The 15,519-nt window shown below is 73.7% G+C and carries 14 protein-coding genes; 4 read left to right on the top strand and 10 right to left on the bottom strand.

Annotation, left to right across the window (positions count from 1 at the left end; all coding sequences use genetic code 11):
- Positions 1-8: 8 nt before the first annotated feature.
- Positions 9-704 carry a dihydroxyacetone kinase subunit DhaL gene (gene dhaL / locus MF672_RS30550; protein ID WP_242370899.1) on the bottom strand — a complete coding sequence of 232 codons (696 nt, stop codon included), beginning with the start codon at positions 702-704 and terminating at the stop codon, positions 9-11.
- Entirely contained in the window at positions 704-1,684 is a 981-nt protein-coding gene (gene dhaK, locus MF672_RS30555; RefSeq protein WP_242370900.1) for a dihydroxyacetone kinase subunit DhaK, read from the bottom strand. The genes dhaL and dhaK overlap by 1 nt, the downstream gene beginning before the upstream one ends.
- A 45-nt stretch (positions 1,685-1,729) precedes the next feature.
- Here dhaK and MF672_RS30560 point away from each other — a divergent pair, with 45 nt between their 5' ends.
- Both MF672_RS30560 and MF672_RS30565 read left to right on the top strand, forming a co-directional pair.
- Complete coding sequence (locus MF672_RS30560; RefSeq protein ID WP_242370901.1) at positions 1,730-2,905, top strand: cytochrome P450; 1,176 nt, start codon at positions 1,730-1,732, stop codon at positions 2,903-2,905.
- Between the two features lie 21 nt (positions 2,906-2,926).
- Positions 2,927-3,691 carry a lysophospholipid acyltransferase family protein gene (locus tag MF672_RS30565; protein WP_242370902.1) on the top strand — a complete coding sequence of 255 codons (765 nt, stop codon included), beginning with the start codon at positions 2,927-2,929 and terminating at the stop codon, positions 3,689-3,691.
- A gap of 220 nt (positions 3,692-3,911) precedes the next feature.
- Here the strand turns inward: MF672_RS30565 and MF672_RS30570 are convergent, their stop codons facing one another.
- Both MF672_RS30570 and MF672_RS30575 read right to left on the bottom strand, forming a co-directional pair.
- Positions 3,912-4,718 carry a serine/threonine-protein kinase gene (locus MF672_RS30570; protein ID WP_242370903.1) on the bottom strand — a complete coding sequence of 269 codons (807 nt, stop codon included), beginning with the start codon at positions 4,716-4,718 and terminating at the stop codon, positions 3,912-3,914.
- Between the two features lie 56 nt (positions 4,719-4,774).
- Positions 4,775-6,031 (bottom strand): MFS transporter, encoded by a 1,257-nt coding sequence (locus tag MF672_RS30575; RefSeq protein WP_242370905.1) that lies wholly within the window; start codon positions 6,029-6,031, stop codon positions 4,775-4,777.
- A 73-nt stretch (positions 6,032-6,104) separates the two neighbouring features.
- Between MF672_RS30575 and MF672_RS30580 the strand changes: the two genes are divergently transcribed.
- Entirely contained in the window at positions 6,105-6,716 is a 612-nt protein-coding gene (locus tag MF672_RS30580; RefSeq protein WP_242370907.1) for an ArsR/SmtB family transcription factor, read from the top strand.
- A gap of 638 nt (positions 6,717-7,354) precedes the next feature.
- Here the strand turns inward: MF672_RS30580 and MF672_RS30585 are convergent.
- The 4 genes from MF672_RS30585 to MF672_RS30600 form a co-directional block, all read right to left on the bottom strand.
- Complete coding sequence (locus MF672_RS30585) at positions 7,355-7,978, bottom strand: DJ-1/PfpI family protein (RefSeq protein ID WP_242370910.1); 624 nt, start codon at positions 7,976-7,978, stop codon at positions 7,355-7,357.
- 2 nt (positions 7,979-7,980) lie between these two features.
- Positions 7,981-9,018 carry a GlxA family transcriptional regulator gene (locus MF672_RS30590; RefSeq protein WP_242370912.1) on the bottom strand — a complete coding sequence of 346 codons (1,038 nt, stop codon included), beginning with the start codon at positions 9,016-9,018 and terminating at the stop codon, positions 7,981-7,983.
- A gap of 108 nt (positions 9,019-9,126) precedes the next feature.
- A complete protein-coding gene (pruA, locus tag MF672_RS30595) occupies positions 9,127-10,752 on the bottom strand; it encodes an L-glutamate gamma-semialdehyde dehydrogenase (protein ID WP_242370914.1) in 1,626 nt (541 codons plus the stop codon).
- Positions 10,753-11,670, bottom strand: a complete 918-nt coding sequence (locus tag MF672_RS30600) for a proline dehydrogenase family protein (RefSeq protein ID WP_242370916.1) — start codon at positions 11,668-11,670, stop codon at positions 10,753-10,755.
- 77 nt (positions 11,671-11,747) lie between these two features.
- On the opposite strand from MF672_RS30600, the gene MF672_RS30605 reads away from it, so the two are divergent.
- Entirely contained in the window at positions 11,748-12,815 is a 1,068-nt protein-coding gene (locus MF672_RS30605) for a PucR family transcriptional regulator (protein WP_242370917.1), read from the top strand.
- Here MF672_RS30605 and MF672_RS30610 read toward each other — a convergent pair.
- Positions 12,800-14,284 (bottom strand): AAA family ATPase, encoded by a 1,485-nt coding sequence (locus tag MF672_RS30610; RefSeq protein ID WP_242370919.1) that lies wholly within the window; start codon positions 14,282-14,284, stop codon positions 12,800-12,802. The two genes, MF672_RS30605 and MF672_RS30610, sit on opposite strands and share 16 nt — an antisense overlap.
- Before the next feature lie 88 nt (positions 14,285-14,372).
- The gene (locus MF672_RS30615) at positions 14,373-15,476 is read right to left on the bottom strand and encodes a glycosyltransferase (RefSeq protein ID WP_242370921.1); all 1,104 of its coding nucleotides are present in this window, start codon (positions 15,474-15,476) and stop codon (positions 14,373-14,375) included.
- Positions 15,477-15,519 lie beyond the last annotated feature (43 nt).

The following is a 15,519-nucleotide window of genomic DNA, read 5'->3' on the forward strand; positions in this document are numbered from 1 at the left end:
CTGACATTTCATGCCTTGGCCGTCACCGTCGCCAGGGCCGCCATGAACAGGGCCGACGACGCCGCCCCCGGATCCTCGTGCCCGACGCTGCGCTCGCCCAGGTAACTGGCCCGCCCCTTGCGCGCCTGCATCGGGATCGTGCCCTCCGCCCCTTCGGCGGCCGCCCGCGCCGCCAGCTCGAACGCCTCCCGCGCCCCCACTCCGTCCCGCAGCGCCAGCGCCAGCGCCCGTGCGGCCGGGACCAGCGCGTCCACCATGGTCTTGTCCCCGAGGGCGGCCTTGCCGAGCCGTTCCAGCGCCACCACCCCCGCCTCGAACGCCCCCGCGAACCCCGCCAGCGTCACCGGCTCCTCGATCATCCGCCCCATCTGCCGGAACACCGACCCGTACAGCGGCCCCGCCGCGCCGCCCACCTTGCGGATCAGCGTCGCCCCGGCCACCGCGAACACCTGCGCCGCCGACTCCGGAGGCGTCTCGCCGAGCGCCTTGACGACCTCGGTGAGGCCGCGGTCCAGGTTCGTGCCGTGGTCGGCGTCGCCGATCGCGGCGTCCAGCGCGGTCAGCCGGTCCCGGTCGCGCCGCACCAGCCTCGCCGCCTCCTCGAACCACGCCACGAACAGCCCGGCCGCCAGACCGCCCACCGCGCCCTGCCCGCTCTCCGCGCCCGATCCGCTCCCCGCGCTCTCGCCGCTCGTCGTGCCCATCAACGCCCCCAGCGCAGCCCCGGCGTCTCGACCGGCGCGTCCCACAGGCGGGTCAGCGCGTCGTCGAGCCGGCACACCGAGACGGAGAAGCCCTGCATGTCGAGGCTCGTCACGTAGTTCCCGACCAGCGAGCGCGCCACCCGCGCGCCCTTCCCCTCGATGAACGAGGCGACCTCGGCGAACACCACGTACAGCTCCATCAGCGGCGTCCCGCCCATGCCGTTGACCAGGACGAGCAGGTCGCCGCTCAGCGGCAGGTCCCCGTGGACGGCCTCCATCGCGATGCCGGCCAGCTCGCGCGCGGTGCCCATCGGCGCGCGGGCGCGTCCCGGCTCGCCGTGGATGCCGATGCCCAGCTCCACCTGGTCGTCCGGCAGGTCGAAGGTGGGCTTGCCGGCGTGCGGGGTCGTACAGGAGGTCAGCGCGATCCCGAACGAACGGCTGCGCTCGTCCACCTCCCGGGCCACCGCCGCCACCTCGGCCAGCGGCGCGCCCTCCTCGGCCAGCGCGCCCGCGATCTTCTCCACGAACAGGGTCGCGCCCGTGCCGCGCCGCCCGGCCGTGTAGAGGGAGTCCTGGACGGCGACGTCGTCGTCCACCAGCACGCTCGCCACCTCGACGCCCTCGACCAGCTCGGCGGCCATCTCGAAGTTGAGCACGTCGCCGGTGTAGTTCTTCACGATGTGCAGCACGCCCGCGCCGCCGTCCACGGCCTTCGTCGCGTCGATGATCTGGTCGGGCACCGGCGAGGTGAAGACCTCACCCGGGCAGGCCGCGTCCAGCATGCCGTGGCCGACGAACCCCGCGTGCAGCGGCTCGTGCCCGGAGCCGCCGCCCGACACCAGCCCGACCTTGCCGGGCCGCGGCCCCTCCGCGCGGTAGACCACCTGGTCGCGGACCCGCAGCGACGGGTGAGCCGCGGCCATGCCGTTCAGCGCGTCCTCAACGACGGATCCTGCCGTGTTGATGAGCTTCTTCATGGTCACAAAATCTGCCCTTTCTCAGCAGGGCGCAAGCGTCGTAGCGTGGAACGGGTGGATGTCGTCTACAGCCCGTACGATCCGTCGACCAACGACGATCCGTACCCCGTCTACACCCGGTTACGCCGCGAAGCGCCGCTCTACCACAACTCTGAGCTCGGCTTCTACGCCCTGTCCCGGCACGCCGACGTCGCCGCCGCCCTGGTCGACAGCGCCCGCTACTCCAGCGACCACGGCCCCATGATCGACGCCGGCGCCTGGACGCCGCAGGCCCGCGCCTACCTGTCGTTCGTGGCGATGGACCCGCCCGACCACACCCGCATGCGGGGGGTCGTGTCCAGGGCGTTCACGCCGCGCCGCGTCGCCGCCCTCGAACCCATGATCCGTGACATCGCCCGCGCCTACATCGAGGACGGCCTGGCCAAGGGGACGTTCGACTTCGCCGCCGACCTCGCCGCCAAGCTGCCGCTCGACGTGATCAGCGAGCTGATGGGCGTGCCGTCGTCGCGGCGGGTCAAGGTGCGGCGCACCGAGAGCGTCCTGCTCAAGCACGACCTCGCCGCGACCCTCACCGAGGCCGGGCTGCGGGGCCTGCTGATGCTCGGCGACCACTACGCCTCCATCGTCGCGCAACGCCGCGCCGAGCCGCGCGACGACCTCGTCTCCGCGCTCGCCGCCGACGGCGACCTGACCGACGAGGAGATCGTGGCGTTCCTGTTCCTGCTGATCGGCGCGGGCTCGGAGACCACGACCCACCTGCTGTGCGCCGCCTGGTACTGGGCCTGGCGCAACCCCGAGCAGCGCGCGACCGCCTTCGACGGCGGCGTGCCGCAGTGGGTGGAGGAGTCGCTGCGCTACGACACTCCCGCGCACGGCACCGCCCGCCGGCTGACCGAGCCCACCGAGCTGTACGGGACGCTCGTGCCGGCGAACGCCAAGATGTGGCTCCTCGTCGGCTCCGCGAACCGGGACGAAGAGGTCTTCCCGGACCCTGACGTCTACGACCTCGGCCGCGACACCTCCCGCGGCATCAGCTTCGGCGTCGGCCGCCACTTCTGCCTCGGCGCCGCCCTGGCCCGGCTGGAGGGCCGCGTGACGCTGGAGGAGCTCACCAAGGCCGTCGCGCCCGGCTACCACGTCCACGAGGAGGGCATCCGCCGCACCACCCACGGCAACGTCCGGGGCATGGTCAGCCTCCCGACCACCGTCAGACCAGCCTGAATCGACTGCTACCTTCTGCACATGGCTGAGATCGTGTACCCGCCGGTGATCGCCGCCGCGCGGACCTTCTTTCGCGCGCTCGACATCCGCTTCCACCTGGAGGGCACCGAGAACGTGCCGCGGAGCGGCGGAGCGGTGCTGGTGAGCAACCACATCAGCTACCTCGACTTCATCTTCGCCGGATGGGCCGCCCACCCGTCGCGGCGGCTGGTGCGCTTCATGGCCAAGCAGGCCGTCTTCGAGCACCCCGTCTCGGGGCCGCTCATGCGTGGCATGCACCACATCCCGGTCGATCGGGAGGCGGGGGCGGGCTCGTACGCGACCGCGCTGCGCATGCTCAAGGCCGGCGAGGTGGTGGGCGTCTTCGCTGAGGCGACGATCAGCCGCTCGTTCACCGTCAAGGAGATCAAGAACGGCGCCATCCGGATGGCCCAGGCCACGAACGTGCCGGTCATCCCGGTGGCGCTGTGGGGCAGCCAGCGCTTCTGGACCAAGGGCCGGCCCCGCAAGCTGCTCCAGCGGCACATCCCGCTGACCGTGCTGGTGGGGGAGCCCATGCACCCCAAGCGCGGCGAGGACGTCAACAAGCACACGACGGTGCTGCACGAGCGCATCTCGGAGCTGGTGGACCGGGCGCAGCGGACGTACCCGGAGATCCCGCCGGGGGTGTGGTGGCAGCCCGCCCACCTCGGCGGCACCGCTCCGACCCCGGAGGAGGCCGCCGCCCTGGACGCCGCCGAGGCCGCCGCCCGCTCCACGAAGGACCGCCCCGACTCCCCGTCCTGACCCGCCTGCCCCACCGCCGCCCGAGCCGTCCGGCCACAGCCACAGGTACGACGACGCCTGGACGGACGCGCTCGCACCCCCTGGCGACGCCCGGCCCCCCGGCAGCCCGCGTGGGTACGCCGGTGGGTGGCTCTCGCTGTGCCCGCCGACGCTGTGCCCGCCGAGCCCCCGCCATCGTCAGCGTGGGCCCTCGCGCAGGGCTACGAGTCGCGCGAGGGCGTCAGATGGCCGCCTGGTAGGCGCTGGCCCGCATGCCCGCCAGCAACCCCGCCGTCTGCTCGGGCGTGTACCGGCGCACCGGGTCGTGGTGCAGCAGCCCTTCGAGCAGGGGACGCATCACGCCCGCCCGGCGCGGCGGCGGGTAGGGCCCGCTGCGCGCCATGCCGAGGACCGTCGCCGCGTCCTGGCCCGGGTAGGGAGGCTGCCCCTCGACCGCGCTGTAGAGCGTGGCGCCGAAGGACCACATGTCGGCCTCCTTGCTGGCCGGCCCGCCGTGCAGGCGCTCGGGCGCCATGAAGGCGGGCGTGCCGCGCAGCCGCCGCGACGTCGTCATGCGGATGTCGCCCTCGGCCGTGGCGATGCCGAAGTCGGTCAGCACCACCCGGTCGCCGGTCAGCATGACGTTGGCGGGTTTGACGTCGCGATGCAGCACCCCGGCCTGGTGGGCCGTGCGCAGCGCGGCGAGCAGGTGCTGCCCGATGGCCGCGACCGACTGCGCCGGGAGTGTGCCGACCTGCGACAGCAGCTGGTGCAAGGAGAGCCCGTCGAGGTACTCCATCACGATCCAGAGCTTGCCGCCCTCCTCGATGAGGTCGTGAACCGTGACGATGTTGGGATGCGTCAGCCCAGCAGCCATCCTGGCCTCACGCAGCACCCGGCGGCGTACCATCTCGACCTCACCGGCCAAGGTCAGCTCCTTGAGCGCCACCGTACGGTGGAGGAGCTGATCGAACGCACGCCAGACGACTCCCATACCCCCACGACCGGCCTCCTCGTGCAGGAGGTACCGTCCGCCGATCTTCCGCATACCATCCCCTCAGACTCGGGGATAATCATGTCACTTCAGCACAGCCCATAGGGTGCCTAAAGTGATCTGGATATGTCAGAAAGTGCGGCTTGGCTGGTCAAGGGCCGAGAAATTCGATCCGACAAGGCGCGCCGCACCAGTCCGACACCGGCCAAACATACTCCGGTAGCGCCCAGCAGCACGGCGGGAAGCCCGGCGAACTCGGCCGCGACGCCGCCCAGCGCCGCGCCCAGGGGCATGCCGCCCATTCCGACGAGGCGGTATGCCGAATTGACCCGGCCCAGCAGCTCCGGCGGGATGAGCCGCTGCCGGGCCGAGATCACCAGCACGTTGGCGGCCGCCCCGACGAGGCCCCAGAGCACGGCGGTGGGGTAGAGCGCCCACGGCGACGGCACGGCGATCGGCACCACGAGCAGCAGGCTGCTGACCAGCCAGCAGCCGGTCAGCGCGCGGAACTCCCCGAAGATCCCGGCGGCCCGCTCGGCCAGCAGCGACCCGAGCACCGCCCCGCCGGCGAAGGCCGTCATCATCAGGCCGTACCCCTCCGGCCGCAGGCCGATCGCCGACCCGTCGCCCACGGCCCACAGGACGAAGACGGCGAAGTAGGCGGAGTTGGCGAGGTTGAGCAGGCCCGCCGTGATCGCCAGGCTGCGCAGCACCCGGTGCCGGGCCAGGTAGCGCAGCGCCTCGCCGATCTCGCGCCGCAGCGGCCCGCGCGGCTGCCCGTCGCCCACCGGCCGGTAGGTGCCCCGCATGCCGCCCAGCAGCAGCGCCGCGGCGGCGTACAGCAGGGCGGGAACCCCGAAGACGGCCGCGGGCAGCAGGCCGACCAGGAGCCCGGCGACGGGCGCGCCGGCGAACTCGTTGCCGATCATCTGGGCGCTGGAGACCCTGCCGTTGGCCCGGGTGAGCCGGTCGGCGGGCACGGTCATGGGCAGGACGGACTGCGCCGAGGTGTCGGCGAAGACCTCGGCCACCCCGGCGGCCAGCACGGCGGCGAGCAGCACCCACAGGTCGAGCAACCCGTACGCGCCCGCCAGGGCCGCCGCGGCCAGCAGCGCCGCCCGGGCGCCGCCGGCCCAGGCCATGACGCGGCGGCGGTCGGCCCGGTCGGCGACCGCGCCGGCCGGCAGCGCCAGCAGCAGCCAGGGCAGCGTGGCCGCCGCGCCCACCAGGGAGACCAGGGTGGGGGAGCGGGTCATCGACACCGCCAGCAGGGGGGCGCCGATCTTGAGCACGCCGTCGGCGAGGTTGGACAGCGCGGTGGAGGTCAACAGGTAGGCGAAGGATCTCCCGAGGCCGTGGCCCGGCATGGCTAACTCCAAGTAGTGTGAAGGCGTACAAGGAAAAGTGTGCACGTATTTCTTTGCAAAGATAGGCTTGCACGTGACGAAGAGCAAGAGCTTCTCCGCCCGTACGCTTGACGCGAACGCCCTGAAGTCCTTCGCGCACCCGCTGCGGCTGCGCATCTACGAGCTGCTCGACCAGCGCGGCCCGTCCACCGCCACCGGCCTGGCCGCGATCCTCGGGCAGAACACCGGCGCGACCAGCTACCACCTGCGCGAGCTGGCGCGGCACGGCATGATCGAGATCGCGGAGGGGATGGGGCGGGGCAAGGAGAAGTACTGGCGGATCGTGCCGGGCGGCTTCACCTACGGCGACACGCCGCCGGACGCCGAGGCGGCCAGCGCCCTGGAGTTCCTGCTGGACGACCTCGTGCGCCAGCGCGGGGCGGAGCTGGCCAAGTGGCGCGAGGCCGCGACGCGGGCGCCTGCCGAGTGGGTGGCCGCGAGCGGCTTCGGGCGGCGCTCGCTGCGGCTCACCACGCAGGAGACGGCCGAGCTGCGGGACGAGGTGCTGGAGGTGCTGGAGAGGTACCGCTCGATCTCCGACCGCAGGGACGGCGAGGCGGCGGCCGGGCACGAGCTGCCCATGGGGCACGTGGTGATCCACTTCGACGTCCTCCCGCTGGGCGCCGTCCCCGACGAGCCGTCCTGACGCCGGCGAGGCCCAGGGGCGGCGGGCGAGGGGCGCGAAAGAGGCGCACCGGGAGGCCCGTGAGGCCGCATCCTAGGGATTTCCCTAGGTCCCGCCCTGAAGTCAGGGGCCGGGCCGAGCCCATAGTCTCCAACGTCACACCGGCCCTTTTCCGGCACGCACCGCACCGGCGAGGGAGCGCTCATGACACGCGGCGGCAGTGACACGGCGACCGGTCCGTGAACGCGTGGGCGCCGGACACTTCCGGCGTGGTGGAACGCTCCATCCGGTTCGGACGGGGAAGCCCCCGCGCCCGGGGACGGGAAGAGCCGGGCGCGGTGTCGCCGGCTGAGCGGGCATTGCCCGGCGGCGCCGCGCCCTCCCGCCCAGAGCCGCGCCCTCCCAGCCTGAGCCCGCGCCCTGAGAGCCGCGCCCAGCCCGCGCTCTCAGTCAGCCCTCACCCGCCGTCCTCACCCGCCGCCCTCGGCACACCGCCCGCCCAAGCTCCCGGCGGTTACGCGCACAGGGGACGCGCGCCCCTCAGAGCTTCCGGGCCCGCCGGACACGGGGCCGGAAGGGCAGCGCCCTCGTCTCGGGCTGGAGAGACGGGGGCGCTCGCCGCACCTCCCAGCCCGGCCCCGGGTAAGGAGCGGTGGCGGTCAGACGATGAGGTGGAGGGCGCGGTCGGTGAGACCGGGCGGGGCGGTGCGGGGCGAGCCGGCGTCGAACGGCGGCTGCGGGTCGTACTCGATGGCGAGCTGCACCGTCTGCGCCGTCTCCTCGTCCCTGGCCTGGGCTAGCAGCGTCAGCGCCATGTCGATCCCCGCCGACACCCCGGCGGCCGTCACCACCTTGCCCTGGACGACGCTCCGCTCGCTCACCGGCTCGGCCCCGTACTGCCGCAGCAGGTCGAGGACGGCCCAGTGGGTGGTGGCGCGCAGGCCGCCGAGCAGCCCGGCCGCGCCCAGCAGCAGGGAGCCGCTGCACACGGACGTGGTCCAGCTCGTGTGCTCGTGGGCGCGGCGGATCCAGCCGAGCAGGGCCTCGTCGGCGAGGACGTCGAAGGTGCCGATCCCGCCGGGCACGACGACCACGTCGGGTGCGGGCAGGTCGGCGTAGGAGGCGGTGGCGGTGAGGGCGAGGCTGCCCCGGTCGTCGGTGACCGGGCCCGGCTCGGCGGCCACGAACGTGACCGTGCAGCCGGGCGCGAAGGCCAGCACCGTGTACGGCCCGACCGCGTCCAGCGCGGTGAAGCGGGGATAGAGGGGGATGGCCACGTGCATGCTCAACGCTCCTGTTCGGGCAGGGGAAGGGCGGGGACGGGGGCCGCGGAGGGCAGGGCGGCAGGAAGGGCGGAGGGCAGGGCGGCAGGAAGGGTGGAGAAGCGGCGGCGGTGCTCGCCGGGCGCGACCCGCCAGTGCCGCCGGAAGACGCGGTAGAGCGTCTCGGCGGTGCCGAGCCCCGACTCCCTGGCCACCGTCTCCAGCGGCTGGTCCGTGGCCTCCAGGAGGCGCCGGGCGGCGTCGGCGCGGCTGCGCTCGACGTACCGGCCGGGGGAGAGCCCGGTCTGGCGGGTGAAGACGCGCGAGAAGTGCCGCTCGCTCATGCCCGCCCGCGCCGCGAGCGCGGGCACGCTGAGGTCGGCGCGGGGGTGGGCGTCGATGTACGCCTGCAGCTCGCGCAACGGCTCGCTGCGCGGCGTCAGCGCCCGCATGGGCAGGCTGAACTGGCTCTGCCCGCCGGGCCGGTGCAGGTACACCACGAGCCCCCGCGCGACCCGCCCGGCCAGCTCGTGCCCGAGGTCCCTGGCCACCAGCGCCAGCGCCAGGTCCACCCCGGACAGCACCCCGGCCGAGGTCCACACGTCGCCGTCCTCGATGTAGAGCGGGTCGGCGTCCACCTCGACGCAGGGGTAGCGCTCGCGCAGCTCCTGGGCCGCCAGCCAGTGCGTGGTGGCCCGCCGGTGCTTGAGCAGCCCGGCCTCGGCCAGCAGCAGCGCTCCGTTGCACACGGACGCGGTGCGCCGGGCGTCGGCGGCCAGCGCCGCGATGCCGCCGACCAGTCCGGCGTCCGACAGCAGCCCGGGCACCGACAGCCCGCCGGCCACCATGAGGGTGTCGATCGGCTCCCGCACCTCGTCGAGCGCGCCGGCCGCGACCACGACGCCGTTGCCGGCGGGCACGAGCCCCGCGCGCGGTGCCACCGTCTCGACCCGGTAGGAGCCGGGCGCCAGCAGCTCCGCCGTCCCGAACACGTCGGCCGGCCCGGCCAGGTCGAGAAGCTGAAACCCCGGGAAGACGACGACCACGATCCGCCGCTGCATGCCTTCATGCTGGTGGCGCCCCCGGTGAGGCGTCAACGACACGACCCTTGCACATTACGCCAAAGCCCCCGGACGGGCCGGGGGCCGGCGAACGGCGGGCGGTGGCGGTCAGCCCATGTGCGGGTAACGGTGGTCGGTCGGCGGCACGAACAGCTCCTTGATCGTGCGGGCGTTCACCCAGCGGATCAGGTTGAAGATCGAGCCGGCCTTGTCGTTGGTGCCCGAGGCCCGCGCGCCGCCGAACGGCTGCTGCCCCACGACCGCGCCCGTCGGCTTGTCGTTGACGTAGAAGTTGCCCGCCGCGAAGCGCAGCCGCTCGGAGGCGGCGGCGATGGCGTAGCGGTCCTGGGCGATGAGCGAGCCGGTCAGCGCGTACGGCGCCACGCCCTCCATCTGGTCGAGCACCTGGTCGAAGTCGCGGTCCTCGTAGACGTGCACGCCGAGGATCGGCCCGAAGTACTCCTTGACGAAGATCTCGTCCGTCGGGTCGGCGCACTCCAGCACCGTCGGCCGCACGAACCAGCCCACGCTGTCGTCGTAGGAGCCGGTGAGCACGTCGATGTTCGCGGCCTCCCGCGCCCGGTCGATGGCCGCCTTGTGCTTGGCGAAGGCCCGCCCGTCGATGACGGCCCCCATGAACGTGGACAGGTCACCCGTCACGTCGCCGACGGTCAGCGACTCGGCGGTGGCGACGAAGTCGTCGCGCATGCGGTTCCAGACCGAGCGCGGCACGTACGCCCGCGACGCCGCCGAGCACTTCTGCCCCTGGTACTCGAAGGCGCCCCTGATCAGCGCCGTCGACAGCACGGCCGGGTCGGCGGAGGGGTGGGCGAGCACGAAGTCCTTGCCGCCGGTCTCGCCGACCAGGCGCGGGTAGGAGTGGTAGGAGGCGATGTTCTGCCCGACGGTGCCCCAGAGGTGCTGGAACGTCGCGGTCGAGCCGGTGAAGTGGATGCCGGCCAGCGCCGGGTGGGTGAGCGCGGCCTCCGAGACGCCCTGGCCGTTGCCGGTGACCAGGTTGATGACGCCGGGCGGCAGCCCGGCCTCCTCCAGCAGCCGCATCGTGAAGTGCGCGGCGAACTGCTGCGTCGGCGACGGCTTCCACACCACGACGTTGCCCATCAGCGCGGCCGAGGCCGGCAGGTTGCCGGCGATCGCGGTGAAGTTGAACGGCGTGATCGCCAGCACGAACCCCTCGAGCGGCCGGTACTCCATCCGGTTCCACACGCCGGGCGAGGAGATCGGCTGGTCGGCGTACAGCTGGCGGGCGTAGGAGACGTTGAAGCGCAGGAAGTCGATCAGCTCGCAGGCCGAGTCGATCTCCGCCTGCTGCACCGACTTCGACTGGCCGAGCATGGTGGCGGCGTTGAGGGTGGCCCGCCACGGCCCGGCCAGCAGGTCGGCCGCCTTGAGGAAGATCGCCGCCCGCTCGTCGAAGGACAGCGACCGCCAGGCGTGCGCCGCCTGCAGCGCGCTGTCGATCGCGTCCCGCACGTCCTGGGCCGTAGCGTCGTTGGTACGGCCCAGGACGGAGGCATGGTTGTGCGGCTGCACCACGTCGATGGGCGCGCCGCCGCCGAGCCGCTGCTCGCCGCCGATGGTCATGGTCAGGTCGAGCGAGGCGCCGGCCAGCTCCTTGATGCGGTCCTCCAGCGCGGCCCGCTCGGCGCTGCCGGGCGCGTAGCCGAGGATCGGCTCGTTCGCGGGCACCGGGACGTTGCTGATGGCATCCATTTACTTACCCCCAAGGGCGCGAAGGAAGAAGGCGACGTTGGCCGGGCGCTCCGCCAGGCGGCGCATGAAGTAGCCGTACCAGTCGTCGCCGTACGGGACGTAGACGCGGACCGTGTGACCGGCGCCCGCCAGGGACTCCTGCCGGTCGGTCCTGATTCCGTAGAGCATCTGGAACTCGTGGTCGCCGATCGTCCGCCCGTAACGGTCGGCGAGCAGCTCCGTGATCGCGATCAGGCGATCGTCGTGCGTCGCCACCATGGGGTATCCCTTCCCCGCCATGAGGATGCGCAGGCATCGCACGTACGCCTTGTCCACCTCGGCCTTGCCCTGGTGGGCGACCGAGGCGGGCTCGCGGTAGGCGCCCTTGACCAGCCGCACCCGGGAGCCCTCGGCGGCCAGGTCGCGGCAGTCGTCCTCGCTGCGGAACAGGTACGCCTGGATGGCCACGCCCGTCGCCGGGTGGTCCTCGCGGAGCGCGCGCAGGATGGACAGGGTGGAGTCGACCGTGGTGTGGTCCTCCATGTCGAGGGTGACGGTCGAGCCGTTCGCCGCGGCGGCCGCGCAGATCTCGCGGGCGTGCTCCAGCGCCATGCCCTCGTCGAGCCGCTGGCCGACGGCCGACAGCTTCACCGACACCTCGCCGCGCGCGCCCAGCCCGAGCGGCCGCAGCGCCTCCAGCAGCGTGAGGTACGCCTGCGCGGTGGCCTCGGCGGCGCGCTTGTCCAGCGTCTCCTCGCCGAGGTGGTCGATGGTGACGGCCAGGTTGGCGTCCTGGAGGCGCTGCACGGCGGCGCGGGCCTCCTCGACGCTCTCGCCCGCGACGAACCGCTGAACCACCTTGGCGGTGAGCGGGAAGCCTGACACGGAGCGGCGCACGAGGCCACTCCTGGAAGCGGCGAGCAACAGTTGACCGAGCATGCCTCCGAGTCTAGAAACCGCAGCTCAGAGGGGGCCATCGACGGGCGTAACGCCGGGTGTGGCAGGCTGTCGTACACATGTATGACGCCGCCGACCTCCAAGAGACCGTCGACGAGATCGCCGCCCGGCTGGGCGCGTCCGCGACGCTGGAGGACCGCTCGTTCCGCCTGCTGGCCTACGGCGCCCAGCACGGCGACATCGACACGGTCCGCCAGGAGTCCATCCTGCGCCGGCGCGCCACCGGCGAGGTGCGCGACTACTTCGAGCGCTACGGCATCGCCAGGGCCGACGGGCCGGTGCGCATCCCCGCCGACGCCGCGCTGAAGGTGCTGGCCCGGGTGTGCTGGCCGCTGCGGCACGGCGAGGTGACCTACGGCTACCTGTGGCTGCTCGACTCGGGGGCGCTCACCGACGAGCGGCTGGCCTCGGCCGCGCCGCTGGTGGCGCGGGCCGCCGCCGCGCTCGCGCAGGAGGCCAGGAGCCGCAGCGACCTCGGGCGGGGGCTGCTCGCGCTGTTCTCGCCCGACCCGGAGGAACGCGCGGGGGCCGCCATCGAGACGGCCGGGCCGGTCGCGGCCGTCGCCGTGCGCGAGTCGCCGGAGCGGGTGGCCGCCCTGTGGACGCTGCCCCGCGGCGTCCTGGCCCGTCCGGGCTCGCCGGTGGCCCTGCTCGCCCCCGCGCACCTGGCGGCGGAGGTGGCGCAGACCGTGCAGGGCGCGTACGGCACCGCCGCCGGCGTCGGCGCGCCCCGCCCCGACCCGGCCGACGCCTGGCTGAGCTGGCGCGAGGCCCGCCAGGCGCTGCGCATCGCCGAGCACTTCCCGCGCTACGCCCCCGTCGCGCGCTGGGCCGACCTCGGCGTGCACCGCCTGCTGGCCCGGCTCGGCCTGCCCGACCTGCGCGAGCTGGCCGCCGAGGTCGCGGCCCTGGACGCCGAGCTGGCCCACACCGTCGAGGTCTACCTCGACCTCGGCGGCCACGCCCAGAAGACCGCCGCCGAGCTGGGCATCCACCGCCAGACGCTCTACTACCGGCTGGGCAAGGCCGAGCGGCTGACCCGCCGCGACCTGTCCGACGGCGACGACCGCCTGACCGTCCACCTGGGGCTGAAGGCCGCGCGGCTGTGCCGTCAGGAGGCGCCGTAGCCGCCGGGGTCCAGGTCCGCTTCCCCGTCGTTCAGGCGGTCGTCGGTGGGGCGGCCGGCGGGGCGCGGGGCGCCGAGCAGGGCGCGGGTCAGCGCCTGCCGGGCGTGCAGCATCTCCTCCAGCGCCGTCGCCAGGTGCGCCGGCGACGGCCGCTCGGCCCGCTCGTCGGCGGTCAGCGCGGTCAGCACGGCCCTTCGCAGCAGCTCCTTGAAGAACGAGGCCGTCATGCCCTCGGTCCTGGTCACCAGCGGCTCCAGGTCGCCCTCCGGCAGCAGGTCGCCGCCGTACAGGCGCAGCAGCGCGGCCCGGCATCGGGCGTCCGGCCGCGGCACCTCCACGGCCAGGTCCACCCGTCCCGGCCGGTCGGCGAGGGCCTGCTCCAGCACCTCCGCCCGGTTCGTGGTCAGCACGAACGTCACGTCGGCGTCCGCGCCGATGCCGTCCATCGCGTCGAAGAGCGTGAACAGCAGCGGGCTGCCCTCCTCCGAGAAGCGCCGGTCGTGCGCCACCAGGTCGACGTCCTCGACGACCACGACGGCCGGCTGCAGCCGCCTGGCGAGGGCCGCCGCCTCCTCGATGAAACGCATCGCGGTGCCGGCCAGCACCACCACGGTCGCCTCCGGCATGCGGCCCATCAGGTAGCGCACGGTGTGCGTCTTGCCGGTGCCGGGCGGGCCGTGCAGCAGCAGGCCGCGCTTGAGGTGCTGCCCGCGGGCGACCAGCGCCGCGGCGTGCCGGCCGATGCCCACCACGTGCCGCTCGACGGTGTCCAGCACCCCCTCAGGCAGGATCACCTGCTCGGGGTCGAGCGAGGGACGCGGCAGGAACGTCACCAGGCTGTTGCCGCGGTGCTCGGAGACGCCGAAGGTGAGGATCTGGCCGCGCAGCACGTCCTCGCGGCGGGTGAGCCGCTCGACCTCCTCCCTGACGGCGGTGGCGGCGGGGCGGGCGGCGGCGATCACCTCGATCCTGCAGTCCTCCCTGCCGTACATCTCGGCGGGCCCGCGCACCCCCAGCACCACGGGGGAGCCGTCCGGCGCGCTGGTCAGCACCAGCCCGAACGAGACCACCTCCACCGTCTCCTCCGGCCCGGCCGCGACCGTCGCGTAGTCCACCGCGCCCAGCGCGAAGTGCTCGGCGCCGGAGGACAGGATGTCGATGAGGTCGTTGTGCTCGCGGCCCTGGCCCGAGACGCCGAACCAGCCGGTGTCGCCGCGGGCGGCCACGTACGCGTCCACGCCCCGCTGCAGGCTCGCCTGCTCCCAGCTCGGGTAGCCCTGCGTGACGCAGACCAGGTCCCTGAGCGGGCACCCCAGGTGGGCGGTGACGCGCGCGGCCAGCTCGGGCGGCGGCCTGGACTCGTCGACCAGCGTCTGCGCCCGCTGGACCAGCGTCAGCAGCGCACGGGCCAGCGACCGGGCCTCGTCGGCCTCCATGCCGGCCTCCATGCGGGCCTTGTCGGCCTTCATGGGCGCCACCCTCGCACACCGGGCGGCCCGGGGCCAGGAAGCGGACGGCTCCGGCAGGAAGTTCCTGCCGGAGCCGATGAGGTCTACGTCAGGCGCAGGCCGCCTCGTACACGCGGACGAGCTCCTGGCTCACCCGCTCCCACGAGTAGCGCGAGCGCGCCCGGTCGGCGCCCGCGTAGCCGAGCGCGGTGCGCAGCGTCGGGTCCTGCAGCAGCTCGCGGGCCAGCCGCGCGGTGCGGGCGGGCCGGTCCGGCGGCACCAGCAGGCCGGTGACGCCGTCGATGACGGAGTCGAGGTGGGCGCCGACGGCCGAGGCGATGACCGGCACGCCGCAGGCCATGGCCTCCAGGGCCACGATCCCGGTCGTGGCCTCGCGCGGCACCGACACCACGGCGTCCGCGCTGCGCATGAGCTTCGGCACCGCCGCGCGCTTGACCTGGCCCACCAGCGTCACCCGGTCGGCGACGCCGAGCTGATCGGCCAGCACCCGCAGGCGGCGGGCGTCGCGGTCGCCGTCCAGGTCCTCGGGCTCGGGGCCGCCGGCGATGACCAGCTCCACGTCCTGCAGGCCCTGCAGCGCCCGCACGATGGTGTGCGCGCCGCGGTCGGGGGTGAGCGGGCCGAGGTGCAGCAGCCGCTTGCGGGAGCCGCGCGTGGCGACCGGGCCGCGCCGCTGGAAGCGCTCGGTGTCGACGCCGTGGGGGACGATCGCGATGTTGTTGCGCGGCACGCCGAGCCTGATCAGCGCGGACTCCTCGTCGCCGGAGCCGGCGATGACGGCGCGGGCCCGGCGGCCGAGCGCCCGTTCGACGTCCTTGTGCGCGGTGTCCACGGTGTGGAAGGTCTGCGTCACGGGGACCGACAGCCCCTGCGCCCCGGCCACGGCGGCCAGGCCCCAGGTCCAGGAGTGCGCGTGGATCACGTCGGGACGGTCCTGGTTCCACCGCTTCGACAGGTGGTCGCCGAGGTCGTTCAGGTACGGCAGCACGTCGTCGGCGGGCAGGTCCTTCGCCGGTCCCACGTCCAGGTGCTCCACCGTGACGCCCGGGGCCACCCGCGTCTTGGGCTTGCTCTCGGTGTTGTCACGGCGGGAGTAGATGGTGACGTGGTGCTCGCGGCCCAGCTCACGGGCGACGGCGAGAAGGCGGTGGCGCTGGCTACCCCCGGCGGAAGCGACGATCGCGATATTCATGGCACACCTCAGCAGCGTGAAAAAGCGTCAGAAGGTGTGCCTG

The organism is Actinomadura luzonensis (assembly GCF_022664455.2).
In the GTDB taxonomy this organism is placed as follows: domain Bacteria; phylum Actinomycetota; class Actinomycetes; order Streptosporangiales; family Streptosporangiaceae; genus Nonomuraea; species Nonomuraea luzonensis.

Excerpts from the sequence above, each read along its gene's own strand:
- dhaL (WP_242370899.1), bottom strand. The coding sequence starts at position 704 with ATGGGCACGACGAGCGGCGAGAGCGCGGGGAGCGGATCGGGCGCGGAG.
- dhaK (WP_242370900.1), bottom strand. The coding sequence starts at position 1,684 with ATGAAGAAGCTCATCAACACGGCAGGATCCGTCGTTGAGGACGCGCTG.
- MF672_RS30565 (WP_242370902.1), top strand. The coding sequence starts at position 2,927 with ATGGCTGAGATCGTGTACCCGCCGGTGATCGCCGCCGCGCGGACCTTC.
- MF672_RS30570 (WP_242370903.1), bottom strand. The coding sequence starts at position 4,718 with ATGCGGAAGATCGGCGGACGGTACCTCCTGCACGAGGAGGCCGGTCGT.
- MF672_RS30575 (WP_242370905.1), bottom strand. The coding sequence starts at position 6,031 with ATGCCGGGCCACGGCCTCGGGAGATCCTTCGCCTACCTGTTGACCTCC.
- MF672_RS30585 (WP_242370910.1), bottom strand. The coding sequence starts at position 7,978 with ATGCACGTGGCCATCCCCCTCTATCCCCGCTTCACCGCGCTGGACGCG.
- MF672_RS30590 (WP_242370912.1), bottom strand. The coding sequence starts at position 9,018 with ATGCAGCGGCGGATCGTGGTCGTCGTCTTCCCGGGGTTTCAGCTTCTC.
- pruA (WP_242370914.1), bottom strand. The coding sequence starts at position 10,752 with ATGGATGCCATCAGCAACGTCCCGGTGCCCGCGAACGAGCCGATCCTC.
- MF672_RS30600 (WP_242370916.1), bottom strand. The coding sequence starts at position 11,670 with ATGCTCGGTCAACTGTTGCTCGCCGCTTCCAGGAGTGGCCTCGTGCGC.
- MF672_RS30605 (WP_242370917.1), top strand. The coding sequence starts at position 11,748 with ATGTATGACGCCGCCGACCTCCAAGAGACCGTCGACGAGATCGCCGCC.
- MF672_RS30610 (WP_242370919.1), bottom strand. The coding sequence starts at position 14,284 with ATGAAGGCCGACAAGGCCCGCATGGAGGCCGGCATGGAGGCCGACGAG.
- MF672_RS30615 (WP_242370921.1), bottom strand. The coding sequence starts at position 15,476 with ATGAATATCGCGATCGTCGCTTCCGCCGGGGGTAGCCAGCGCCACCGC.